Annotated in this window: 20 protein-coding genes; 10 read left to right on the top strand and 10 right to left on the bottom strand. The window is 66.3% G+C overall.

What is annotated here, in order from left to right:
- Positions 1–51: 51 nt before the first annotated feature.
- From ssuD to OU419_RS12555, 5 genes are all read right to left on the bottom strand, one after another.
- Entirely contained in the window at positions 52–1,197 is a 1,146-nt protein-coding gene (gene ssuD, locus OU419_RS12575) for an FMNH2-dependent alkanesulfonate monooxygenase (RefSeq protein ID WP_254472811.1), read from the bottom strand.
- Positions 1,198–1,207: 10 nt separating this feature from the next.
- Positions 1,208–1,768 carry an FMN reductase gene (gene msuE, locus OU419_RS12570; RefSeq protein WP_254472813.1) on the bottom strand — a complete coding sequence of 187 codons (561 nt, stop codon included), beginning with the start codon at positions 1,766–1,768 and terminating at the stop codon, positions 1,208–1,210.
- 166 nt (positions 1,769–1,934) lie between these two features.
- Positions 1,935–3,062, bottom strand: a complete 1,128-nt coding sequence (locus OU419_RS12565; protein WP_254472815.1) for a saccharopine dehydrogenase family protein — start codon at positions 3,060–3,062, stop codon at positions 1,935–1,937.
- A 39-nt stretch (positions 3,063–3,101) separates the two neighbouring features.
- Entirely contained in the window at positions 3,102–3,503 is a 402-nt protein-coding gene (locus OU419_RS12560; protein ID WP_254472816.1) for a GFA family protein, read from the bottom strand.
- 84 nt (positions 3,504–3,587) lie between these two features.
- Positions 3,588–4,715, bottom strand: coding sequence for an ATP-NAD kinase family protein (locus OU419_RS12555; protein ID WP_254472818.1), 1,128 nt, complete (start codon positions 4,713–4,715; stop codon positions 3,588–3,590).
- Positions 4,716–4,940: 225 nt separating this feature from the next.
- On the opposite strand from OU419_RS12555, the gene OU419_RS12550 reads away from it, so the two are divergent.
- The gene (locus OU419_RS12550) at positions 4,941–5,114 is read left to right on the top strand and encodes a PA1571 family protein (RefSeq protein ID WP_254472820.1); all 174 of its coding nucleotides are present in this window, start codon (positions 4,941–4,943) and stop codon (positions 5,112–5,114) included.
- 10 nt (positions 5,115–5,124) lie between these two features.
- On the opposite strand, the gene pdxB is transcribed toward OU419_RS12550, so the two are convergent.
- A complete protein-coding gene (pdxB, locus tag OU419_RS12545) occupies positions 5,125–6,273 on the bottom strand; it encodes a 4-phosphoerythronate dehydrogenase PdxB (protein WP_254472822.1) in 1,149 nt (382 codons plus the stop codon).
- Positions 6,274–6,441: 168 nt separating this feature from the next.
- Between pdxB and OU419_RS12540 the strand changes: the two genes are divergently transcribed.
- Positions 6,442–7,860 carry an MATE family efflux transporter gene (locus tag OU419_RS12540; protein ID WP_254472824.1) on the top strand — a complete coding sequence of 473 codons (1,419 nt, stop codon included), beginning with the start codon at positions 6,442–6,444 and terminating at the stop codon, positions 7,858–7,860.
- Positions 7,861–7,863: 3 nt separating this feature from the next.
- On the opposite strand, the gene rhtA is transcribed toward OU419_RS12540, so the two are convergent.
- A complete protein-coding gene (gene rhtA, locus OU419_RS12535) occupies positions 7,864–8,748 on the bottom strand; it encodes a threonine/homoserine exporter RhtA (RefSeq protein WP_254472826.1) in 885 nt (294 codons plus the stop codon).
- 52 nt (positions 8,749–8,800) lie between these two features.
- Between rhtA and OU419_RS12530 the strand changes: the two genes are divergently transcribed.
- Complete coding sequence (locus OU419_RS12530; RefSeq protein ID WP_254472828.1) at positions 8,801–9,403, top strand: helix-turn-helix domain-containing protein; 603 nt, start codon at positions 8,801–8,803, stop codon at positions 9,401–9,403.
- A 105-nt stretch (positions 9,404–9,508) separates the two neighbouring features.
- Here the strand turns inward: OU419_RS12530 and phnX are convergent, their stop codons facing one another.
- Positions 9,509–10,336 (bottom strand): phosphonoacetaldehyde hydrolase, encoded by an 828-nt coding sequence (gene phnX, locus OU419_RS12525; RefSeq protein WP_254472830.1) that lies wholly within the window; start codon positions 10,334–10,336, stop codon positions 9,509–9,511.
- 30 nt (positions 10,337–10,366) lie between these two features.
- The gene (locus OU419_RS12520; RefSeq protein ID WP_254472838.1) at positions 10,367–11,482 is read right to left on the bottom strand and encodes a 2-aminoethylphosphonate--pyruvate transaminase; all 1,116 of its coding nucleotides are present in this window, start codon (positions 11,480–11,482) and stop codon (positions 10,367–10,369) included.
- 148 nt (positions 11,483–11,630) lie between these two features.
- Here OU419_RS12520 and OU419_RS12515 point away from each other — a divergent pair, with 148 nt between their 5' ends.
- Positions 11,631–12,491, top strand: a complete 861-nt coding sequence (locus OU419_RS12515) for a LysR substrate-binding domain-containing protein (RefSeq protein WP_254472841.1) — start codon at positions 11,631–11,633, stop codon at positions 12,489–12,491.
- Between the two features lie 14 nt (positions 12,492–12,505).
- Here OU419_RS12515 and OU419_RS12510 read toward each other — a convergent pair whose 3' ends face one another.
- Complete coding sequence (locus OU419_RS12510; protein WP_254472843.1) at positions 12,506–13,405, bottom strand: LysR substrate-binding domain-containing protein; 900 nt, start codon at positions 13,403–13,405, stop codon at positions 12,506–12,508.
- A gap of 322 nt (positions 13,406–13,727) precedes the next feature.
- On the opposite strand from OU419_RS12510, the gene OU419_RS12505 reads away from it, so the two are divergent.
- From OU419_RS12505 to OU419_RS12480, 6 genes are all read left to right on the top strand, one after another.
- A complete protein-coding gene (locus OU419_RS12505; protein ID WP_254472845.1) occupies positions 13,728–15,092 on the top strand; it encodes an MFS transporter in 1,365 nt (454 codons plus the stop codon).
- A 167-nt stretch (positions 15,093–15,259) separates the two neighbouring features.
- Positions 15,260–15,781, top strand: coding sequence for an RNA polymerase sigma factor (locus tag OU419_RS12500; RefSeq protein WP_254472847.1), 522 nt, complete (start codon positions 15,260–15,262; stop codon positions 15,779–15,781).
- Positions 15,778–16,794 carry a FecR family protein gene (locus OU419_RS12495; protein WP_254472849.1) on the top strand — a complete coding sequence of 339 codons (1,017 nt, stop codon included), beginning with the start codon at positions 15,778–15,780 and terminating at the stop codon, positions 16,792–16,794. Before OU419_RS12500 ends, OU419_RS12495 begins: the two co-directional genes overlap by 4 nt.
- A gap of 108 nt (positions 16,795–16,902) precedes the next feature.
- Positions 16,903–19,497 (top strand): TonB-dependent receptor, encoded by a 2,595-nt coding sequence (locus OU419_RS12490; protein ID WP_254472851.1) that lies wholly within the window; start codon positions 16,903–16,905, stop codon positions 19,495–19,497.
- A gap of 208 nt (positions 19,498–19,705) precedes the next feature.
- Entirely contained in the window at positions 19,706–20,305 is a 600-nt protein-coding gene (locus OU419_RS12485; RefSeq protein ID WP_254472853.1) for a biliverdin-producing heme oxygenase, read from the top strand.
- A complete protein-coding gene (locus OU419_RS12480) occupies positions 20,280–20,735 on the top strand; it encodes a YbaN family protein (RefSeq protein ID WP_302329007.1) in 456 nt (151 codons plus the stop codon). The genes OU419_RS12485 and OU419_RS12480 overlap by 26 nt, the downstream gene beginning before the upstream one ends.
- Positions 20,736–20,785 lie beyond the last annotated feature (50 nt).

The raw sequence follows: 20,785 nt of genomic DNA, 5'->3' as shown, positions 1-20,785 counted from the left end.
GGGAATGCGCGCCGGGCGACGACCCGGCGCGACGGTTCGCACGGTGCCGGTTCAGCCGGCCTTGCGCCCGGGCAGCACGTCGTTGGCGATCATTTCGCCGAACGGCCCGGTAAGATTGGTGACACCGTGCCCGGCCAGGCTGGCGTAGGGCTCGGGCAGCAACGGGAAGACCAGCTCGGCGAAGCGATAGGCCTCTTCCAGGTGCGGGTAGCCGGAAAAGATGAAGCTGTCGATCCCCAGGTCCGCATACTCCCTGATGCGCTCGGCGACCTGCTGCGGATCGCCGACCAGCGCGGTGCCGGCACCGCCTCGCACCAGGCCGACACCGGCCCACAGGTTCGGGTAGATCTCCAACTGGTCACGACGCCCGCCATGCAGAGCAGCCATGCGCCGCTGGCCTTCGGAGTCGAAGCGGGCGAAGGATTTCTGCGCGTTGGCGATGGTCTCGTCGGAGATGTTGGCGATCAGTCTGTCGGCGGCCTGCCAGGCTTGCTCGGCGGTCTCGCGGACGATCACGTGCAGGCGGATGCCGAACTTGACGGTACGCCCCTGCCTGGCCGCCTTCTCGCGCACGTCGGCGATCTTCTGCGCAACCGCGTGTGGCGGCTCGCCCCAGGTCAGGTAGACGTCCACCTGTTCGGCGGCAAGGTCGTGGGCCTCGGCCGAGGAGCCGCCGAAATACAGTGGCGGATAGGGTTTCTGGATCGGCGGATAGAGCGCCTTGGCGTTCTCCACCTGCAGGTGCTTGCCGGCGAAATCCACTGCCTCGCCCTGCAGCACGCGGCGCCAGATGCGCAGGAATTCGTCGGTGACTTCATAGCGTTCGGCATGACTGAGGTGAATGCCATCGCCACGATTCTCGTCCGGGTCGCCACCGGTGACCACATTGATCAGCAGGCGCCCGCCGGACAGTCGGTCCAGGGTCGCGGCCATGCGTGCGGACACGGTCGGCGAGATGATCCCCGGCCGGATCGCCACCAGGTAACGCAGACGCTCGGTGAGCGGCGCCAGGGCCGAGGCGACCACCCAGGAGTCCTCGCAGGAACGGCCGGTGGGAATCAGCACGCCGTAGTAGCCGAGGGAGTCGGCGGCCTGGGCGATCTGCCGGAGGTAAGGCAGCGAGACCGGGCGCGCGCCTTCGCTGGTACCGAGGAAATGGCCGTCGCCGTGGGTGGGGAGGAACCAGAACACGTTCATCGATGAGTCCTTACGCGGTTTTCAGCAATTGCGGATGGGCGGCGAACAGCGGCGCAGCACGTTCGGCGGCCAACTGGATTCGCGCACGCAGCGTCTCGCTGGAAATCTGGTAGTTGGCGAAGTCGGCCTCGCTGGCGTAAACGCCGATGGGCAGGGTGATCGACTGGAAGAAGCTGAACAGCGGCCGCAACTGGTGATCGAGGACCAGCGCATGGCGCTCGCTGCCGCCGGTGGCGGCGAGCAGTACCGGGGTATCGATCAGGGCGTTCATGTCCACCAGGTCGAACAGGTGCTTTAGCAGCCCCGGATAGGAACCACGGTAGACCGGCGAAGCGACGACCAGCAGGTCGGCGCTCTCGATCTCCTGGAGGGTCTGCTCCAGTTCGGCGGGCAATTCCTGGCGCGACAGCGCAGCGCCAAGCGGCCGGGCGATATCGGCGAGTTCGATCAGGCGTGTCTGTACCGGCAGGCGCTCTCCGAGTTCGGCGAGCACGGCCTGGGTGAGCACGAGGGTGCGCGAGGGGCGATAGGTGCCGCCGGATACGGCGACCACTTTGATGGAGCTGGTCATGGGGCTTTCCCTGTTGGCTGTTGCGCTGGATACAGTCCTCCTGAGCAAGGCCCGTACCAACAGGGAAATGTATGATTTCAGGGCAGTTCAGCCGGGCTGCGGGGGCATTTCCTGTCAGCCTGGCAACAGTGCTGCTGATCCACTGTTGCCAGGGAAACACCCCGCACTAGTGCCCGGCGACGTCCCGCACGCCGTGGGACACCTTCAGGCCATCGAGCTCGGCGAGGTAGTCATCGACGCTGACCAGGCCGACGCAAGGCATCGCGCCGCGCTGGCGAAGCTGCCCCGAAGCCAGCTTGCGAGCGAGGGCCACCGCCGCCATGCAGGGGATGTTCGGGCCGTGATCGTCAAGGGCGATCAGCTCCCAGCACAATGCCAGCGATCTGCCCGTCTCATCCACGCCCCGCAGTTGCACGAACATGCCGCTGCGCCCATCGCCAAACGGCTGCAGCGCCACACCCAGGCGATGCAGGCCGTTGCTCAGCAACGCGGCATTCTTCAGCAGGCGACCGCGAACCAGCCATGACAGCCCCCAGGTGCCAAGCTGGGTAAGACGCAAGCCCAGGCCGGCAGAGAACCGTACCTCGCGCACGCCGGGATAGCGCTGTGCGAACAGCTCCAGGTCCGGCACGTCGCAGTGGGCAACCCAGCGCCGGCCCAGCGGCCTGGGAAAGTCGTGCACGCTCAGGCCCTGCCAGCCATGGACGACCTGCCACTGGCCATCGCGCCACTGCCGCACGGGCTTGCCGCAATAGCCCAGCACTGCCGCGAGCGTCGCTACGCCAGGAATCTTCGCCGACGAGCTGATGCCGTGGTGGATGCTGTCCAGCCGCTGGAAACGCGGCAGCAACTGGTCGATCACCGCCGCACTGAGCGCCGGTACCGAACTCGCGCCACTGCACACCAGCACGCCGGCGCTGCGCGCCGCGCGATCGAGCTCGGTGACGCCGCAGACGAACGCACGGGCGTCGGCCAGATCGATGTAGTGCGCACGGGCTCCGATGGCGGCGCGGGCGACGCGGTAGTCCTGGCCCTGGAACGGCCCCGCGGTGGAGATGACCAGGTTGACCTTCAACTCAACGAGACGGCCGGAGAGCGTTGGCTGGTTCATGTCCAGGCACACCGCTTCGCCACCTACCTCACGCGCCAGTTCGCTGGCGCGCTTCTGGTCGCGGCCGCCGACCAGTACGCGAATCCCGTCGATCCCACTCAGTCGGCGAACGATCAGACTGCCAAAGTTCCCATATCCGCCCAACACCAGAACGCGAAACGTCGGTTCAACAGACACAGACATCGATACTCCCTAACTTCCGCCGGCCTCATGCCAGCTCCCTCATCCCGGCTTCGCGCCGATGTGTCTCGGCAATGCGTCGTCCAGTGGCCACCATCCGGCTCTGGACTCAATGTAGTAGTGCCCTTCGGGCTTTGTCCGCAATGGCTCGTCCAGGGTTCCCGCACGCAAGCGCAAAACCTCCGGGCGCGAGTCACGCGCACTGTAGATCGGCGAACCGCAGCGCCCGCAGAACACGCGGCGCTTATCTTGCGAAGAACGGAAATGCACCAGCGCATCCGCGCCGGACAGCAACCTGAAATCAGCGGCGGCGACAGGAATGTTGGTGGCGAAGGGGCCGCCCTGCGCCTTGCGGCACTGGCTGCAGTGGCAGACCTGGATCGGCGCCAGCTCGCCGCTGACCTCGTAGCGCACCGCGCCGCACAGACAACCACCAGCATTCATCGCCCCACTCCTTTGCCGCGTTCGCGAAGTTGCTGGAGTCTAGAACAACGCAATGACGTTCCACCACCCAACCCCGGAGTGGTGTCAGCTCTCCGCTCCCCAGCCCAGCGGATAGAGCAGTTCTTCCTTGTAGCCTGCCCACACCCGCACCGCCGCCGGGAAGCTGGCGTCCAGCGCGGCGTCGCCACTGTCCACCAGCAGCGGACGCCCCTCCAGCGTACCCAGCTTGCGCTTGGTGGCGATCACCCGCAGGCGGTCGATACCGATGGCGCGCAGTACGCGCGGGCTGATCTGCTGGTTGCCACGCCCGAGGATATGGCCCTGGCCACCGATGGCGGTGACCAGCAGGAAGGCCGGATGGCCGTGTACCAGGGCGAACAGCTCCGCCTCGGTGACGTCGCGGGCGATCACTTCGCCGTTCTCGATCACGTCCACGCCCAGCAGGGTGGTCTGCAGGCTCAGGTCGGCAGCCAGGCCGTGCAGCGTGGAGCCAGGGCCGAAGACGTAGCGCACGCCCTGCTCCCAACTGTCTTCCAGCCAGGCGGCGAGGTCGGCCAGCACCAGTTCCTCGGTTTCCATGCCCGCTTGTTTGACGTGCTGCATGAAGTGCCCCTCTTCGGGCACCGTCAGCTCGGCGTACCAGCGCGCCGCGACGCGACCGTCACGCAGGGCAGCCTCGTCGAGATCGCGCACCTCGCCCTGGGTCAGGCGCACCAGGCCGCCGTCCACCAGACGCCGCGCCAGCGCTCCAGCGGCGCGCGGGCTGATGGCGTAGACGCCGGAGTGGATCTTCACCCCGGCCGGAATACCCAGCACGGGCTGGCCTTCGCGTGCCACCTCGGCGACATCCCGCGCGGTGCCGTCGCCGCCGGCGAAGAGGATCAGCGCGACACCGGCTTCCTGCAGCGCCTGCACCGCGTGACGGGTATCCGTCGCGGAGCTGCGCTCGCCTTCCAGCGCGCCAACCAGGCGATGGCTGAAGCCCATCTCGGCCAGCAGGTCGGCACCCATCGGGCCGGGAAACGTCAGGAACTCCAGGCGCTCGCGCACCGGCAACAACTGTTCCAGAGCCACCCGTGTGCGCTCCGCCGCGCGAGGCTGCGCACCGCGCGCCAGGGCCAGGTCGGCGACGCCGTCGCTACCCTTGAGCGCCGTCGGCCCGCCGATACCGGCGAGCGGATTGATGATCAGACCTACTCGAAAGCCGTCCATACTCACCTCGAAGGGCATCCTGATCGAACTACCGGCGCAACGCCGGGTCGACCTTCACTATAACGACAAGCGGACCAGGGGCCTCGCGGTTGGCATGCAACCTGCGAGAGCGAACTCGTCTGCCGCTGTTGGTGACGATTCACCGGCGCCGTCGCGACGGCCCTTGTCACCGAGGCTTCATGTGATCTGCCTAGACTGCACTCAACGTTGTAGAGGAGACTGGCCATGAGCTTGCAACACCATCGCGAACCCGACCGCAGCCCCCTTCCCCGTGATCCGCAGCAGCCAGTGGGCGGCTCGATCATCGATGCCCAGGGCCGTGAAATCCCCATCACTGAAGATATGATCCAGCGCGCCTGCCGTGAACTGGACAAGAGCTGCGAGCCGCTGCGCCGCTGAAGCGTCGGCGTCACTCGCCGACGCGGTTCGCCCCCAGTGCTCCGAGCAGACGCTCCAGGGCCAGCGCATCGCCCTGGATGTCCACCCACAACCCAGTAATCTCGCGGCGCGGCGGATAGTGCTTGCGCAGCACGTCGAACGCCTTGCGCCGCGCCTGCTCGTCGCCCACCAGGCTCCGCCGGAATGCCGCATCGTCGCTGCGCGGGTCGTATACCGCGCGGCACAGCATGGCCAGCGCCCACTGCGGGTCGCACTCTTCGGTAAGGCTCAGCTCGGCGAGCCATTGCGCAGGTAGCAGGTCGTCCAGCACCACCTCCGGCCGGCAGCCACGCCAGGCGCAGAAGGCGTCATAGATCTGCGCCGTTCCGCGCAGCTTGCCATCCAGGCTGTAGCCGGCGATGTGCGGCGTGGCGATGCGGCAGCGTGCGGCCAGGTCGACGTCCACCTGTGGCTCTCCCTCCCAGACATCCAGTGCTACGTCCAGCTCGGCGCCGCTCGCCAGATGCTCACGTAGCGCGGTGTTGTCGACCACGCCGCCACGGCTGGCGTTGAGCAGCCAAGTGCCAGGGCGCAGTGCCGCAAGACGCCCGGCATCGAGCAGATGACGGGTCGGATGCGTGCCGTCGCGGGTCAGCGGCGTGTGCAGGCTGATCACGTCGCACTCACGCAGGATCTCGTCCAGCTCGCAGAAATCGCCACCTTCGGCACGCTGGCGCGGCGGGTCGCAAACTCGTACGTCCCAGCCCAGGCCACGCAATACATCCACCAGGCGACCACCCACCTGCCCCGCGCCGACCACCCCGTAGCGACGTTCGGCCAGGTTCGCTCCGTGCACTTCGGCCAGCGCCAGCAGGCTGCCCAGCACCCAGTCCACAACGCCACGAGCGTTACAGCCCGGCGCGCTGGACCAGGCGATGCCAGCCTCGGCGAAATAGGCCAGGTCCAGGTGATCGGTACCGATGGTGCAAGTGCCGACGAACTTCACCTGGCTGCCCTGCAGCAGCTCGCGGCTGACATCGGTAACCGAACGCACCAGCAGTACTTCGGCATCGCCAAGGGCGGCGCGATCGATACCGCGCCCCGGCAGGCGGCGGATGTCGCCGTGGCTGCCGAAGAAGGCTTCGACCAGGGGAATGTTCTCATCGGCAAGGATACGCATGGGCTGACTCCAGAAATCGGCACCGGCTACTGTACCAGCGTGCCCGCGCGCGGTCCCGCCCGGCGCACAAGGGGCAACCCGGGCTTTCCTGACTGAGCCGACAGCCCTTAAACTGGCCGGCTTCCCGAAATCTTCTCGCCGCTACTCTGGCAAAGGAAAAGGATCGCCGTGACCAGCATCACCCAGCCCGTCTCCCGTGGACGGCGCACCAGCCTCGAACTCAAGGAACTGTTGACCCTCGCCGCGCCGATCATGGTCGGCCAGTTGGCGACCGCCGCAATGGGCTTCGTCGATGCGGTGATGGCCGGCAGTGTCAGTCCGCGAGACCTCGCGGCAGTGGCGCTGGGCAACTCGATCTGGATTCCGGTGTTCCTGCTGATGACTGGCACCCTCCTCGCCACCACCGCCAAGGTGGCACAGCGCTTCGGCGCGGGCGACCAGCCCTCCACCGGCCCGCTGGTACGCCAGGCGCTGTGGCTGGCGCTGTTGGTCGGCCCGCTGGCGGCGGCAACCCTGTGGCTGCTCTCCGAACCGATGCTGCGCGCGATGAAGGTCGAGGAGGCGCTGATCGAACCGAGCCGTTTCTACCTGCGCGGCATCGCCTGCGGCATGCCCGCAGTGGCGCTGTATCACGTGCTGCGCTGCTACAGCGACGGCCTCGGCCGCACCCGGCCGAGCATGGTGCTGGGCATCTGCGGTCTGCTGCTGAACATCCCGATCAACTACGTTCTGATCTACGGCCACCTCGGCTTCCCAGCCCTGGGCGGCCCTGGCTGCGGCTGGGCCACTGGCGCGGTGATGTGGTTCATGCTGCTGGGCATGCTGTTCTGGGTGAACTGGGCGAAGGCGTACAAGCCCAGCCAGTTGTTCGCCCACTGGGAGTTGCCCAGCGCCAAGGTCATCGGCAGCCTGCTGGCGGTCGGTCTGCCCATCGGCATCGCGGTATTTGCCGAGTCGAGCATTTTTTCGGTGATCGCCCTGCTGATCGGCGAACTGGGTGAGAAGGTCGTCGCAGGTCACCAGATCGCGCTGAACTTCAGCGCTCTGGTGTTCATGATTCCCTACTCGCTGGCGATGGCGGTCACGGTGCGCGTCGGCCAGTCCCTCGGTGCCGGCGCCCCGCGCGATGCGCGCTTCGCAGCCGGAGTGGGCATGGGCGCGGCGCTCGCCTACGCCTGTCTTTCCGCCGGCGGCATGCTGCTGATGCGCGACCATATCGCTGCGCTCTACACCCAGGACCCGGAGGTACTGGCACTGGCCGCCACGCTGCTGGTGTTCTCCGCGCTATTCCAGTTCTCCGACGCCGTGCAGGTCACCGCCGCCGGCGCGCTGCGCGGCTACCAGGACACCCGCGCGACCATGATCATGACCCTGTTCGCCTACTGGGGTATCGGCCTGCCGGTGGGCTACATCCTCGGCCTGACCCACTGGGTACAGGATCCGACCGGCCCGCGCGGCCTGTGGGAAGGGCTGATCGTCGGCCTGACCTGCGCCGCAGTGATGCTCTGCATCCGCCTTGCGCGCAGTGCGAAGCGCCAGATCGTGCTGAACGAGAAACGGCTGGGCGACGCGCGCCAGCCCGGTTGATCGTCAGTCGGCCGCCGGCGCTGCCAGCGGCGCCTTGGGCCGGCTGCTGAGCGTGGTGCCCACCGAGGCGGCGATGATCGCGCCGATGGCCAGCCACTGGTGCGTCGTCAGTTGCTCGCCCAGGAACACCAGCCCGGAGATCGCACCGAACGCTGGCTCGATGCTCATCAGCGTGCCGAAGGTGCGCGCCGGCAGGCGCGTCAGGGCGATCATTTCCAGCGTGTACGGCAGCGCGCTGGAAAGCACCGCCACGCCCAGCAGGGCCGGAAGGATGCCGATATCCAGCAGCGAGCTGCCGGCATGGGCGATACCGATGGGCGCCACGCAGATCGCCGCGATCGTCACCCCCAGCGCCGCGCCCTGGGCGCCCAGGTCGTTGCCGGCACGCTGACCGAAGATGATGTACAGCCCCCAGCAGACGCCGGCCGCCAGCGCCAGCGCGGCACCTTTCGGGTCCACACCGTGCCCCAGATCGCCGATCGGCAGCAGCAGCCAGAGGCCGAACACCGCCAGCCCGATCCACAGGAAATCGATCGGCTTGCGCGAGAAATACAGCGCCACCGCCAGCGGCCCGGTGAACTCCAGCGCCACCGCGATCCCCAGCGGCACGGTCTGCAGAGCCATGTAGAACATCAGGTTCATCCCGCCCAGCGTCACGCCGTAGGCAATCAGCGGCGCCAGCGACTTGCCCTTCAGCGAGGAGCGCCAGGGACGCAGGATGGCCAACAGTATGATGGCGGCAAAGATCAGGCGCATGGCCGTCACGCCTTCGGCGCCGACCAGCGGGAACAGGCTCTTGGCCAACGAGGCGCCGGACTGGATGGAGGCCATCGAGACGATCAGCAGGAGAACCGGCAGGACGGTGGAAATGAAACGGGAGCGAGGCATGATGCGGACCTGAACAGGCGTTGCAACGGTTGGAAATTCTTGGTTGACTGTTATGCGCAACATAATGCGCAAAAAGGCCAAAATGAGCAATATATTGCCCAACACCGCTGAGCGTCCCAGCGTCCTGGTGCATGTCGCCGACAACGTAAAGGCCCTGCGGCGCAACGCCGGTTTCAGCCAGGACGCACTGGCCAAGGCCTCGGGGGTCAGCCGGCGAATGCTGGTGGGCATAGAGGGCGGCGACAACAACGTCAGCCTGGCGACACTGGACCGTATCGCCGCCGCGCTCGGCGTGACCTTCGCCGACCTGGTGCGCCCGCCCTCCACCGGCGACCTGTCCCGCGTGGATGCCGTGGCCTGGGGCGGCCAGCAAGCCGACAGCCGCGGCACCCTCCTTGCCAGCACCCCCGCCACGCGCCAGGCCGAGCTCTGGCACTGGTCACTGGCTCCCGGCGACCGCTACAACGCCGAACCCGACTCCGAGGGCTGGTACGACATGGTCTACGTAATCGAAGGGCAGCTCACCATTGTCCTCGCCGAAGAAACCATCGAAGTCGTCGCCGGGGGCTTCCATGTGTTCAAGAGCAACCAGCCGTTTTCCTACCAGAATCATGGGGATGTGCTGGTGCGGTTCGTGCGCAACGTGGTGAACTGAGCCGTGAAAGGGGCCGTCCGGAGCAAGCGGACGTCTCTCTGGAAATCCTCGAGAGCCAAAGAAAAAGGCCCGCATCAAGCGGGCCTTCATCATTGACACCGAGGATCAGTTGCCCTGCGGCATCTCCCCGCGCGCCAGGCGGGCATTGATGTCGGCAATCACCGCCGGCAGCTCCGCAATGGTGTCGATCAGGTAGTGCGGCCGCGAGCCTTCGAACATCTGGCCGATACGGCGGCGCTCCTGATCCAGCTTCTCCTGCGGCAGCGCCTTGTACTGCTCGTAGGTCAGGCCCAGGGCGTTGCCCGAGCAGGTCAGCGCCACGGTCCACATGCCGGCGCTGCGGCCTTCGAGAATGCCCGGCCAGGTGTCGTCGACCTTCACGCAGGCCGCCACGTCGCTGATGCCCAAGGCGATCACGTTGGCCAGCGCCTGGGCCGGGTGCGGGCGGCCATTGGGCACTTCGTCGGTGGCGACCACATGGTCGGCGACGTAGCCGTTGGTCCTGGCCAGGGCCACCACTTTCTCCATTACCACCGCCGGGTAACCGGAGCAGGAACCGATCTTCAGCCCGCCCTTGCGCAGAGTGGCAATCGCATCCAGCGCGCCGGGGATCAGCGCCGAATGTTCGGCGATCTTCTCGATCTGCAGCGGCATGAAGCGCTCGTAGATGGCGGTGACGTCGTCATCGCTGGGCATGCGGCCGAACCTGGCCTTGTAGCGCTCGGCGATGGCGGGGATGTCGCACAGAGTGCGGATGTGATCCCACTTGCCCATGCCCATCGGGCCGCGGGCTTCTTCCAGGCTGACCTGCACGCCGAACTCGGCGAAGGCTTCGACGAAGATCTGGGTCGGCGCGAAGGAGCCGAAATCGACCACGGTGCCAGCCCAGTCGAGGATGGCGGCTTGCAGTTGCTTGGGTTGTTCGTAGTTCATGAGATTCGATCCTGTGGCAATCGGCAGGGGTCAGATTTCGAAGACTTCCATCTCTTTCAGGGTCTCGGCGATGGCCGCTACCGCTGCGCGCATGCCGCTGGCATCGACCTGGCCGATGCAGCCGACACGGAAGGTTTCCACCTGGGTCAGCTTGCCCGGGTAGAGGATGTAGCCCTTCTCGCGTACGCGGCCATAGAACTCGGCGAAGGAGTAACGGGCGTCACGCGGCGCATGGAAGGTGACGATGATCGGCGCCTGGATTTCCGCCGGCAGGAAGCTGCGCAAACCCAGCTTTGCCATCTCGCTCAGCAGAGTCTGACAGTTGTTTGCGTAACGCTGATGACGGGCCGCGAGACCACCCTCTTCTTCGTACTGGGTCAGCGCTTCATGCAGCGCGGCTACCACGTGGGTCGGCGGAGTGAAGCGCCACTGGCCGGTCTTGGCCATGTACGCCTGCTGGTCCTGCAGGTCCATCGACAGCGAGTGGCAGTTGCCCGCACTGGCGCTCAGAGCGGCGCTGCGGGCAAACACGAAGCCCATCCCCGGCACGCCCTCCAGGCACTTGCCGGACGCGGCGATCAGCGCGTCGAACGGCACCTTGCGGGCATCGATGTCGAGGGCGCCGAAAGAGCTCATGGCATCGATGATGAGGCGCTTGCCGTGGGCTTCGACGACCTTGGCGATGGCCTCCAGCGGGTTGAGGATGCCGGTGCTGGTCTCGCAGTGGATCAGCGCGACGTGGGTGACATCGCGGTTTTCGCTGAGCAGGCGGTCGACGTCGGCGGCGGTGGTCGGTACGTCCTCCTCGGTTTCGAAGGTCGTGTACTCGCGGCCAATCACCTGGCAGATCTTCGCCAGGCGCTTGCCGTAGGCGCCATTGATCAGCACCAGAACCTTGCCATCACGCGGTACCAGGGTGCCCACTGCCGCTTCCACGGAAAAGGTGCCGCTGCCCTGCAGCGGCACGCAGGTGTGGCTCGCCTCGCCGTGAATGATCGCCAGCAGGCGCTTGCAGACATCAGCGGTCAGCTCGTTGAAGTCGCTATCCCAGGAGCCCCAGTCGACCATCATGGCGCGGCGGGTACGGGGAGATGTGGTCAGCGGACCGGGAGTCAGCAGAATGGGGGCTCGCTCGGCAGTGCTCATGCTCGATTCCTCTTTTTTGGGAACGTCGTCAGGGCTGAATTCGGTTGGGCCAGGCGGGAGCGCCGTGGCCTGGGCATAACTTGCCGGCCAGGCTGATATCGTTCAAATTGTTTATCACGATGCACCACATAAGCCGGACATATACCTCATGAACCTCTTCCAGCTTCGAGCCTTCGACGCGGTCGCCCGCGAACGCAGCTTCACCCGCGCCGCCGAGCGCCTGTTCATCAGCCAGCCGGCCGTCACCGGGCACGTAAAGGCGCTGGAAGAGCACTATCAGGTCAACCTGTTCCGCCGTACCGCGCGCGGCGTGGAACTGACCGAGGACGGCATGCGCCTGTCGGCCATCAGCCGCACGCTGTTCGCTCTGGAAGAAGAAGCCGAGGCCATGCTCGACGCCAGCCGCGAGTTGGTGACCGGCCGCATTGAGGTGGCCGCCGACGGGCCGCATCTGGTGATGCCGATGCTCGCTCGTCTGCGCGCACGCTATCCCGGCATCACCGTCAATCTGCGCCTGGGCAACGCTCAGGAAACCCTCGCCGCGCTGCTCGACGAACACGTGGACATCGCTGTGCTGACCGAAGTGGAGCCGCGCCCCGGGTTGTTCCTGCGCGACCTGGTGGAGTCACGTATCTGCGCCCTGGTGCCTGCCAGCCATGCCTGGAATTCGCGCGCCGGAGATCTGCCGCTGGGTGAGCTGGACCAGCAGATCATGGTGTTGCGCGAACCCGACTCGATCACCCGCCGCACCTTCGACTCGGCCTGTTCGCTTCAGTCGGTCAAGCCACGCGTGCTGCTGGAGCTGGATAGCCGCGAAGCCGTCACCGAGGCGGTGGCAGCGGAGCTGGGAGTCGGTATCGTGTCATCGCTGGAGGTCAGCCCGGACCCGCGGGTGAAGGCGATCCCGCTGGTGGGCGACGCGCTGGTCAACCGGCACGCCATCGGCTGCCTGGAACGGCGCCGGGGGTTGCGGGTGGTGAGCGCATTCATGGAGCTGGCCGAAGGCTGAGCCGCGCTCCCCGGCTACGGAGCCGGGACTTCGCCCTGCTCCACCGGCAAGTCCTCGCGCACCAGGTCGAGGAATGTCGCCACAATCCGCCGTGTGCTCTGCTCCCGCAGGCACACCAATGTCTCGCTCATGCGCCAGTGGCAATCGAGGATCGGCAGCGCGTGTACCCGTGCATCCGCACCCAGTTCGGCGGCGGACACCACGCCTACACCGATCCCTACCGCCACCGCCTCCAGCGATGCCTCGCGGCCTTCGACCTCGATAGCGGGACGGATGCGCAGGCCGGCGCGGGCCATTTCCTGCTCCAGCATCTGCCGGGTGACCGAGCCCTGCTCGCGCAGCACCAATGGCATGTCGTCCAGATCGGCCAGACAGATCGACTCGCGCCCGGCCCACGGATGGCCACGACCGACAAAGGCAACGATGGGGTCGCTGCGCAGGGTGAAGGTCTGCAGCCGCTCGTCCTGCACCTCACGGCCCAGCAACGCCAGGTCTGCCTGGTAGTCGAACAGGCGCTGCAGGGATTCGTCGGTGTTGCCCGTTTCCAGCTTTACGCGGATACCCGGATGGCGCTGGCAGAAACGCGCGATCTGCGGCAGCACGTGGACCGGCGCGTCCACCGCGAGGGTCAGGCTGCCGGTCTGCAGCGCGCTGGACTCCTGCAGCAGTTCCTGCGCCTCCGCCTCGATCACGAAGAGCCGCTGGGTCACCGCCAGCAGGCGCTCGCCGAGTTCGGTCAGGCGCACCGAGCGCTTGTTGCGGTGGAACAGCAACACACCGTAGCGCTCCTCCAGCTTGCGCACCTGGTCGGAGACCGCCGGCTGGGTGAGGAACAGGCGCTCGGCGGCGCGGGTGAAACTGCCGTGTACGGCGACGGCATGGAAAGCCTTGAGCTGGGCATGAGAAACGGACATGGACGAGCCTCTGGCACGGGGTTCCGACCGCTTTTCCGGCGACGGGCGGAAAGCGACCGCAAGGTCAGTAGCGAAAAACACTAGCGTCATGGCCCCTTGTCATACAAGCCAAACTTATTTTTGAAATCTGATAAATCGATTTCAGTTATTTATTCGAAATTGTTTCCATCCCTCCACCGCCGCTCCCCGGCGACGGTACCAAGACAGCCACAGCGCTTCTGACCCGCATCGCGAAGACGATGCGACGTGCTCTCAAAACAAGAACAAGAAAGGCGTTACCCCACTGACTGCCGGCACAGCACAACAACAACGAGGTCAGACCATGCTCAACCCTCACGGCACTGCTACGCCGCGCTCGTCCCTTGCATCGATGCAACGCTGGCGATGGCAGATCTTCGCCATCACCTGGCTGGCCTACGCGGCCTTCTACTTCACCCGCAAAGCGTTTTCGGTCGCCAAACTCGGCATCGCCGAAGATCCCACCTTCCCCCTCGACAAGGTCGCGATGGCCAACCTCGACGCCATCTACCTTGCGGCATACGCGGTCGGCCAGTTCACCTGGGGCATCTTCGCCGACCGCTTCGGCCCGCGTGTGGTCGTCTTCGGCGGCCTGGCGATTTCCGCGCTTGCCGCGCTGGTCATGGGTTCGTTTGCCACGCTGCCGATCTTCGCCACCTGCATGGTCGTGCAGGGTCTGGCGCAGTCCACCGGCTGGTCGGGCCTGTGCAAGAACATCGGCAGCTTCTTTGCCACCCACGAGCGTGGCCGGGTGCTAGGCCTGTGGAGCACCTGCTACGCCTTTGGCGGCCTGGTGGCCTCGCCGTTCGCCGGCTGGTGGGCCTATGAGGTATTCGGCACCTGGCACGCGGCGTTCTACTCCAGCGCGGCCGTGGTCGGCGGCGTGGCGATACTGTTCCTGCTGCTGCAGCGCAACCGCCCCCAGGATGTCGGCCTGCAGCCAGTGGAGCCGGAAATCCAGCAGCCCGAAGCGGTGCGCTACGCCGGCTTCAAGCCCGAAGGCCAGAATGGCAAGACCCTGCGCATCCTCGGCAAGGTACTGCGCAACCGCACCGTGTTGACGCTAGGGCTCGCCTACTTCCTGCTCAAACCGGCGCGCTACGCGATACTGCTGTGGGGGCCGGTGATCGTCTATGAACGCATGCCGGCGCTGGGCAAGGTCGGCGCGGCAATCCTGCCGTCGGCCTTCGAAGTCGCCGGTCTGCTCGGTCCGATCCTGATCGGCTACGCCTCCGACCGTCTGTTCGGTGCGCGCCGGATGCCCGCCTGCGTCATCAGCCTGATCGGCCTTACCGCCTGCCTGGCACTGTTCGTCCCGGCGATGCACACCGGCAGCAGCATGCTGGTGCTCGGCCTGCTGTTCATGATGGGCCTGACGCTGTACGGCCCGGACTCGATGATCAGCGGCGCCGCCGCGGTGGACTTCGGCACCGGCGAAGCGGCCGGCACGGCAGCCGGTTTCGTCAACGGCTGCAGCTCGATCGGCGCGATTCTCGGCGGCCTGCTGCCGGGCTATTTCGACACCTACACCGTGTTCATCGGCTTCACCGTCGCCGCGCTGGTCGCTTCGGCCGTACTGCTTCCACACTGGAACAGCCGACCGGAACACATCCGCCACAATGAGGTTCAGCCCGACCCGCAACTGAGCGCGCGCCCCGCGCGTTCCTGATGTCCCTGCTTGCCCCTCACAAGCCGGCTGAGGGGGCGGGCGAGGCCGCGTGGCGCGTGCCTCGCCCTTTTTTCTGCGATACGCGCGGCAAGGGATGGTCTTGTGCCATTGGCTTTCCACGAATAATACTAATTATCATTTGAAAATTATTCCTGCTGGACGCCTTTGTGAGCACTTCCAACCTCGACTCGGTCTTCCTGGCCCAGCGCTTGCCCTTGCTGCGCACCCTGGTCCGGATGGTGAAGAACCCGAGCATCGCCGAAGACCTGGTACAGGAGACCTACCTTCGCGTCGCCCGCACCCTGCTGGAGCGGCGTATCGATCACCTGGAGCCGTTCCTCTTCCAGACCGGCCGCAACCTCGCGCTCGACCACCTGCGCCACCTGCGCATGCAGTCGCGGACCATGCTCGACGACGTGCCGGTGGAAGTCGTGCAGGCAGTACCGGCCCCCGGTTCGAGCGCCGAAGACAGCCTGCACGCGGAAAAACTTCTGGAACGCCTGGGCACCACGCTCAGCCAGCTCAGCGAGCGCCAGCAGCGCATCTTCATCCTCAGCCGCCTGCACGGCTGCGGCTACGCAGAAATCGCCGAGCAGCTCGGCGTCTCGCTGAGCACGGTGCAGAAGGAGCTGAAGCTGATCATGGCGATCTGCATCGGACTGGTCAGTCGGCTGGAGGAATCGCCATGACGGACTACCGCTGGCCGCCCGCATCGACAAAAATACCCGGCCCCAACGCCGAGGACCGCCCCGTGACCGATTCCGCGCCGCCCGAAGACCAGCAGATGGCCGAAGCCCTCGACTGGCTGATGCACGAGGACGACATGGACGCCGCTGCCCGCGAGCGCTTCGACGCCTGGCTCAACGCCAGCGAGGGCAATGCCCGAGCCTATCGGCGCGTGCGCAGCGCATGGCAGTCGCCGCTGCTGACCAGTGCGGCGGCGCGCCTGGAGCGGGAACTGATCCAGAAGACTGCGCCGCGGCGCTCGCGGCATCCGTGGCGGCCGGCAGTGGCTGCGGCCGCCATCGTCCTCGCGGTCGGTGTCGTGGTACAGAGCGACCTGCTGCTGCGTCTGCGCGCCGACCATCTCACCGCCGTGGGCGAACGGCAGAGCCTGAACCTGGCTGATGGCTCGAAAGTCCTGCTCAACACCGACACCGCCCTCTCCAGCAGCATCAACGACCAGCAGCGCGTCGCCCGCCTCTACCGCGGCGAAGCGTACTTCGACGTCGCTCACGACCGCAGCCGCCCATTCGAAGTGGAAGCCGGGCCGGTGCAGGTCACTGTGCGCGGCACGGCGTTCGCGGTGCGCTATCTGGGCAACGAAGCGGAAGTCAGCGTGCAGCGCGGCGAAGTGGACCTGCGCACACGGCTGGACGACGCTCGTGTCAGCCTCGGCGCCGGCGACAGCATCCGCGTCGGCCCGCAGGGCTTCGGTGAGCGCCAGCACGGCGGCGACAGCCAGTCGCAACTGGCCTGGGTGCAGGGGCGGATGGTGTTCGAGAACTGCCCGGTGAGCCAGGTGCTGGCCGAACTGCGTCGCTACTACCCCGGCTGGATCGTCAACACCAACGAACGCCTGGACAACGTCAGCGTGACCGGTAACTGGCGCCTCGACGACCCTCTGGGCGTGGCACGTTCGCTGGCACAGATCACCTCCGCGCAGCTCCGCGAGTACCCGAAACTGCTGATTCTCAACTGATCGAAAGATTTTTTACGCGATCGCGACGGCTCATTCGTTTAGTCAGAAGCCAATGCAATAGATTCGCATTTACGAATGCGAACTAAAACTGACTAAGAGAGCCCCACGATGACCACCGCTTCTTCGCGTGCCCCTCTGCGCCACCCCGCCCGCATCTCCCTGCTGGCCTTGTCCATCGGGCTGGCCAGCCTGCCGGCAACCTCCGCCCTCGCCGAGCAGGCCAGCCAGACCCAGGCCGGCTACCACTTCGACATCCCGCGCCAGCCGCTGGCCAGGGCGTTGAACGACTTCAGCGCAGTCACCGGCTGGCAGGTCGGCGTTGCCGGCGAACTGGCCGATGGCATCGAGTCGCCCGGCGTCAGCGGTCGCCTGCCGGCAGAACGGGCGCTCAAGACCCTGCTCGGCGGCACCGGCCTGAGCGTGCGCCAGCTCGGCCCGCGCAACGTCGTACTGGAACGCAACCTGTCCCAGGTCGCCGAGATGCAGCCGGTCACCATCACCGCGACACGCCAGGCGCAGAGCGTGACCCTTGTACCGAGCACAGTGAATGTGGTCGACCGCGCACAACTGGACCGCCAGAACGTCAACACCATCAAGGAACTGGTGCGCGACATGCCCGGCGTCTCCGTCGGCGGCACCGGCAACCGTGCCGGCATCACCGGCTACAACATCCGCGGCATCGACGGCGACCGTGTGCTGACGCAGATCGATGGTGTCGAGATTCCCAACAGCTTCTTCAACGGTCCCTACGCGCAAACCGAGCGCAACTACGTCGACCCGGAAATCATCAAGCGCGTGGAAGTCCTGCGCGGCCCGGCATCGGCGCTCTATGGCAGCAACGCCATCGGCGGCGCGGTGAGCTACTTCACCCTCGACCCGGACGACATCATCAAGGAAGGCCGTGACGTCGGTGCGCGCCTGAAGACCGGCTACAGCTCCGCCGACGATAGCTGGCTGACCTCCGCCACTGTCGCCGGCCGCCTCGACGCCTTCGACGGCCTGCTGCACCTGAGCCAGCGCAACGGCCACGAGACCGAGTCCTACGGCAGCACCGGCGGCACCGGTCTGTCGCGCACCGAAGCCAACCCGCAGGACGTGCGCACCACCAACGTCCTGGCCAAGCTCGGCTGGAACTACGCCGAAGGCGAACGCTTCGGGCTGGTCTACGAGAAGTACAAGGACGACCGCGACAGCGACCAGAAGAGCGCCTACGGCGGTCCGTACTTCGGCGGCAAGCCAACCATCCCGGACAGCATGCTGCCAGGCGGCATGTACCAGTGGCGTACCGGCAACGACACCATCACCCGCGAACGCTTCGGCCTGGAACACCAGTTACTGCTCGACAGCACGATTGCCGACCACGCCAGGTGGACCTTCAACTACCAGATCGCCAAGACCGACCAGAGCACCGACGAGTTCTACTACCCGATGACACGCAAGGTGCTGCGCACCCGCGACACCCTGTACAAGGAACGCCAGTGGATGTTCGACCTGCAGTTGGACAAGGCCTTCGCCATCGGCGAGACCGACCACCTGCTGACCTACGGCACCACCCTGAAACGCCAGAAGGTCACTGGCTACCGCGAAGGCGGCGCCACCTGCCTGGCGATCAGCCGGACCTGCCCCACCATCGGCGGCCCCAGCACAGTGGCCAGCGACAGCCTCGCACGCAGCAGTGATTTCCCCGACCCGACCATCGATACCTACGGCCTGTTCGCCCAGGACGAAATCCGCTGGAACGCCTGGACCTTCCTGCCCGGCCTGCGCTATGACCACACCCGCCTCAAGCCCCATGTCACTGAAGAATTCCTCAACACCGTGGACCAGAGCGGCGAAGGCGAAATCAGCAGCGAGGACAAATCCTGGCACCAGCTCTCGCCCAAGCTCGGCGTGACCTACGCCTTCAACGACAACTACCTGTGGTACGGCCAGTACGCTCAGGGCTTCCGCACCCCGACCGCAAAGGCGCTGTATGGCCGTTTCGACAACCCGGGCGCCGGCTACCGCGTCGAACCCAACCCGGACCTCGACCCGGAACGCAGCCAGGGCATCGAGACCGGCCTGCGCGGCACCTTCGAACAGGGCTCGTTCGATGTCTCGGTGTTCTACAACAAGTACCGCGACTTCATTAACGAAGACGCCATCGTCGCCGGTTACGACGAGCCGACCTTCCAGAGCAACAACATCGAGAAAGCCATCATCAAGGGTGTGGAAGTGAAGGGCCGCCTGGAACTTGGCGCCTTCGGCGCGCCGCAGGGCCTGTACACCAAGGGTTCGGTGGCCTACGCCTATGGCCGCAACAAGGACACCGGCGAGCCGCTCAACAGCGTCAACCCGCTGACCGGCGTATTCGGCCTGGGCTACGACGAACAGGCCGGCCGCTATGGCGCCCTGCTCGACTGGACGCTGGTCAAGCGCAAGGACCGCGTCGACGACACCAGCTTCAACGCCCCCGACGGCACCAGCAGCCAGTTCAAGACCCCGGGCTTCGGCATTCTCGACCTGACCGGCTACTACAAGCTGACCGACGACCTGACCGTCAACGCCGGCATCTACAACCTCACCGACAAGAAATACTGGCTGTGGGACGACGTGCGCGGCTACGACAGCGTCGGCGAAGCCTCGGTGCTGGCACCCGCCAACCTCGACCGCCTGACCCAGCCGGGCCGCAACTTCTCGGTCAACCTGGTGTGGGATATCTGATGCGCAAGTGCCGCGGCTAACCGCAGGGCGGATGACGCCGATACGTTATGCGCCCTGCAGAGCCGAGAGGACGCGGGGCTCATGGTGAATCCCGTGCTCGCGAACCCGCTTCGCTCCGGCATTCCCCATCGAACACCCGACAATCTTTACGCTTTCCTCAAGCTCGTTCGTCTCGTCTGTAAAGATCTGCAATTTCAAGGAATTGGACATGACCACCCTGGAACTCCCCGCCCTGCGCTCGCAGCGCCTGAATGCGCTGACCCACGCCCCCCACGAGCGTCTCGATCATGCCGTGAAGGCCCGCGAGCCCTTCTCCAGCCGCGAGCGTTTCGCCCGCTTCGTCGCTGCCCAGTACCTGTTCCAGTCCGAACTGCAGGCCCTGTACCAGGACGCCGAGCTGGGCCGGATCTTCCCCGACCTGCCGCAGCGCTGCCGCGCCGAACAGGCGCGCCTGGACCTGGCCGACCTCGACACCGACGTGCCCGCCCCGGTCGCGGGCGCCATCGCCAACCCGAGCCTGGCCCACGCCCTGGGCTGGCTGTTCGTTTCCGAAGGTTCCAAGCTCGGCGCCGCCTTCCTGATCAAGCGCGTCGCCGCCCTGGGCCTGGACGAGTACACCGGCGCCCGCCACCTGGGCGAGCCCGAGGGCGGCCGCGCCGAAGGCTGGAAGCGCTTCACCCGTACACTCGACGGCCTGGAACTGAGCGAAGCCGAGGAACGCGAAGCCGAAGCCGGTGCCTTGGCGGCTTTCGAACGCTTCGCCCACCTGCTGCAACACAGTTATGACAGTGCTCCCGCCGCCGTCTGAGACGATCGAGCGCGCACCTGCCATCGCTGCGCGCGCCACCCCCCTTGGCCCTGCCCGCTCGCGGCTGGCACGCCTGGCGTTCGCGTTGCTCGCGTATGCCAGCCTTGGCGTGGGTATGGTGGGACTGGTGGTGCCGGGGTTGCCGACCACCGAGTTCGTTCTGCTCGCCGCCTGGGCCGCGTCGAAGAGTTCGCCGCGCCTGGCCGCCTGGCTGGAAAACCATCGACTGTTCGGCCCGATCCTGCACAACTGGCGCAACGGCCGCGCCGTCGCCCGCCGCGCCAAGATCAGCGCCAGCCTGGCGATGCTCGCGGCGCTGGCGATCATGTTGATCACGCTGCCCCACGGCCTATGGCTATATGCGGTGATCCTGGGCATGGCCGTTGGCAATCTGTGGATCTGGTCGCGCCCGGACACGCCCAGGCCGTAGTCAGCACGCGGGGGCGGACTTATGCTGGAGGTCCGATTCCGAACCTCTGT

This window comes from Pseudomonas triclosanedens, from assembly GCF_026686735.1.
In the GTDB taxonomy this organism is placed as follows: Bacteria; Pseudomonadota; Gammaproteobacteria; order Pseudomonadales; family Pseudomonadaceae; genus Pseudomonas; species Pseudomonas triclosanedens.
Note: the sequence above shows the minus strand (reverse complement) of the source record. Positions and strands in the feature narration are given on the sequence as shown.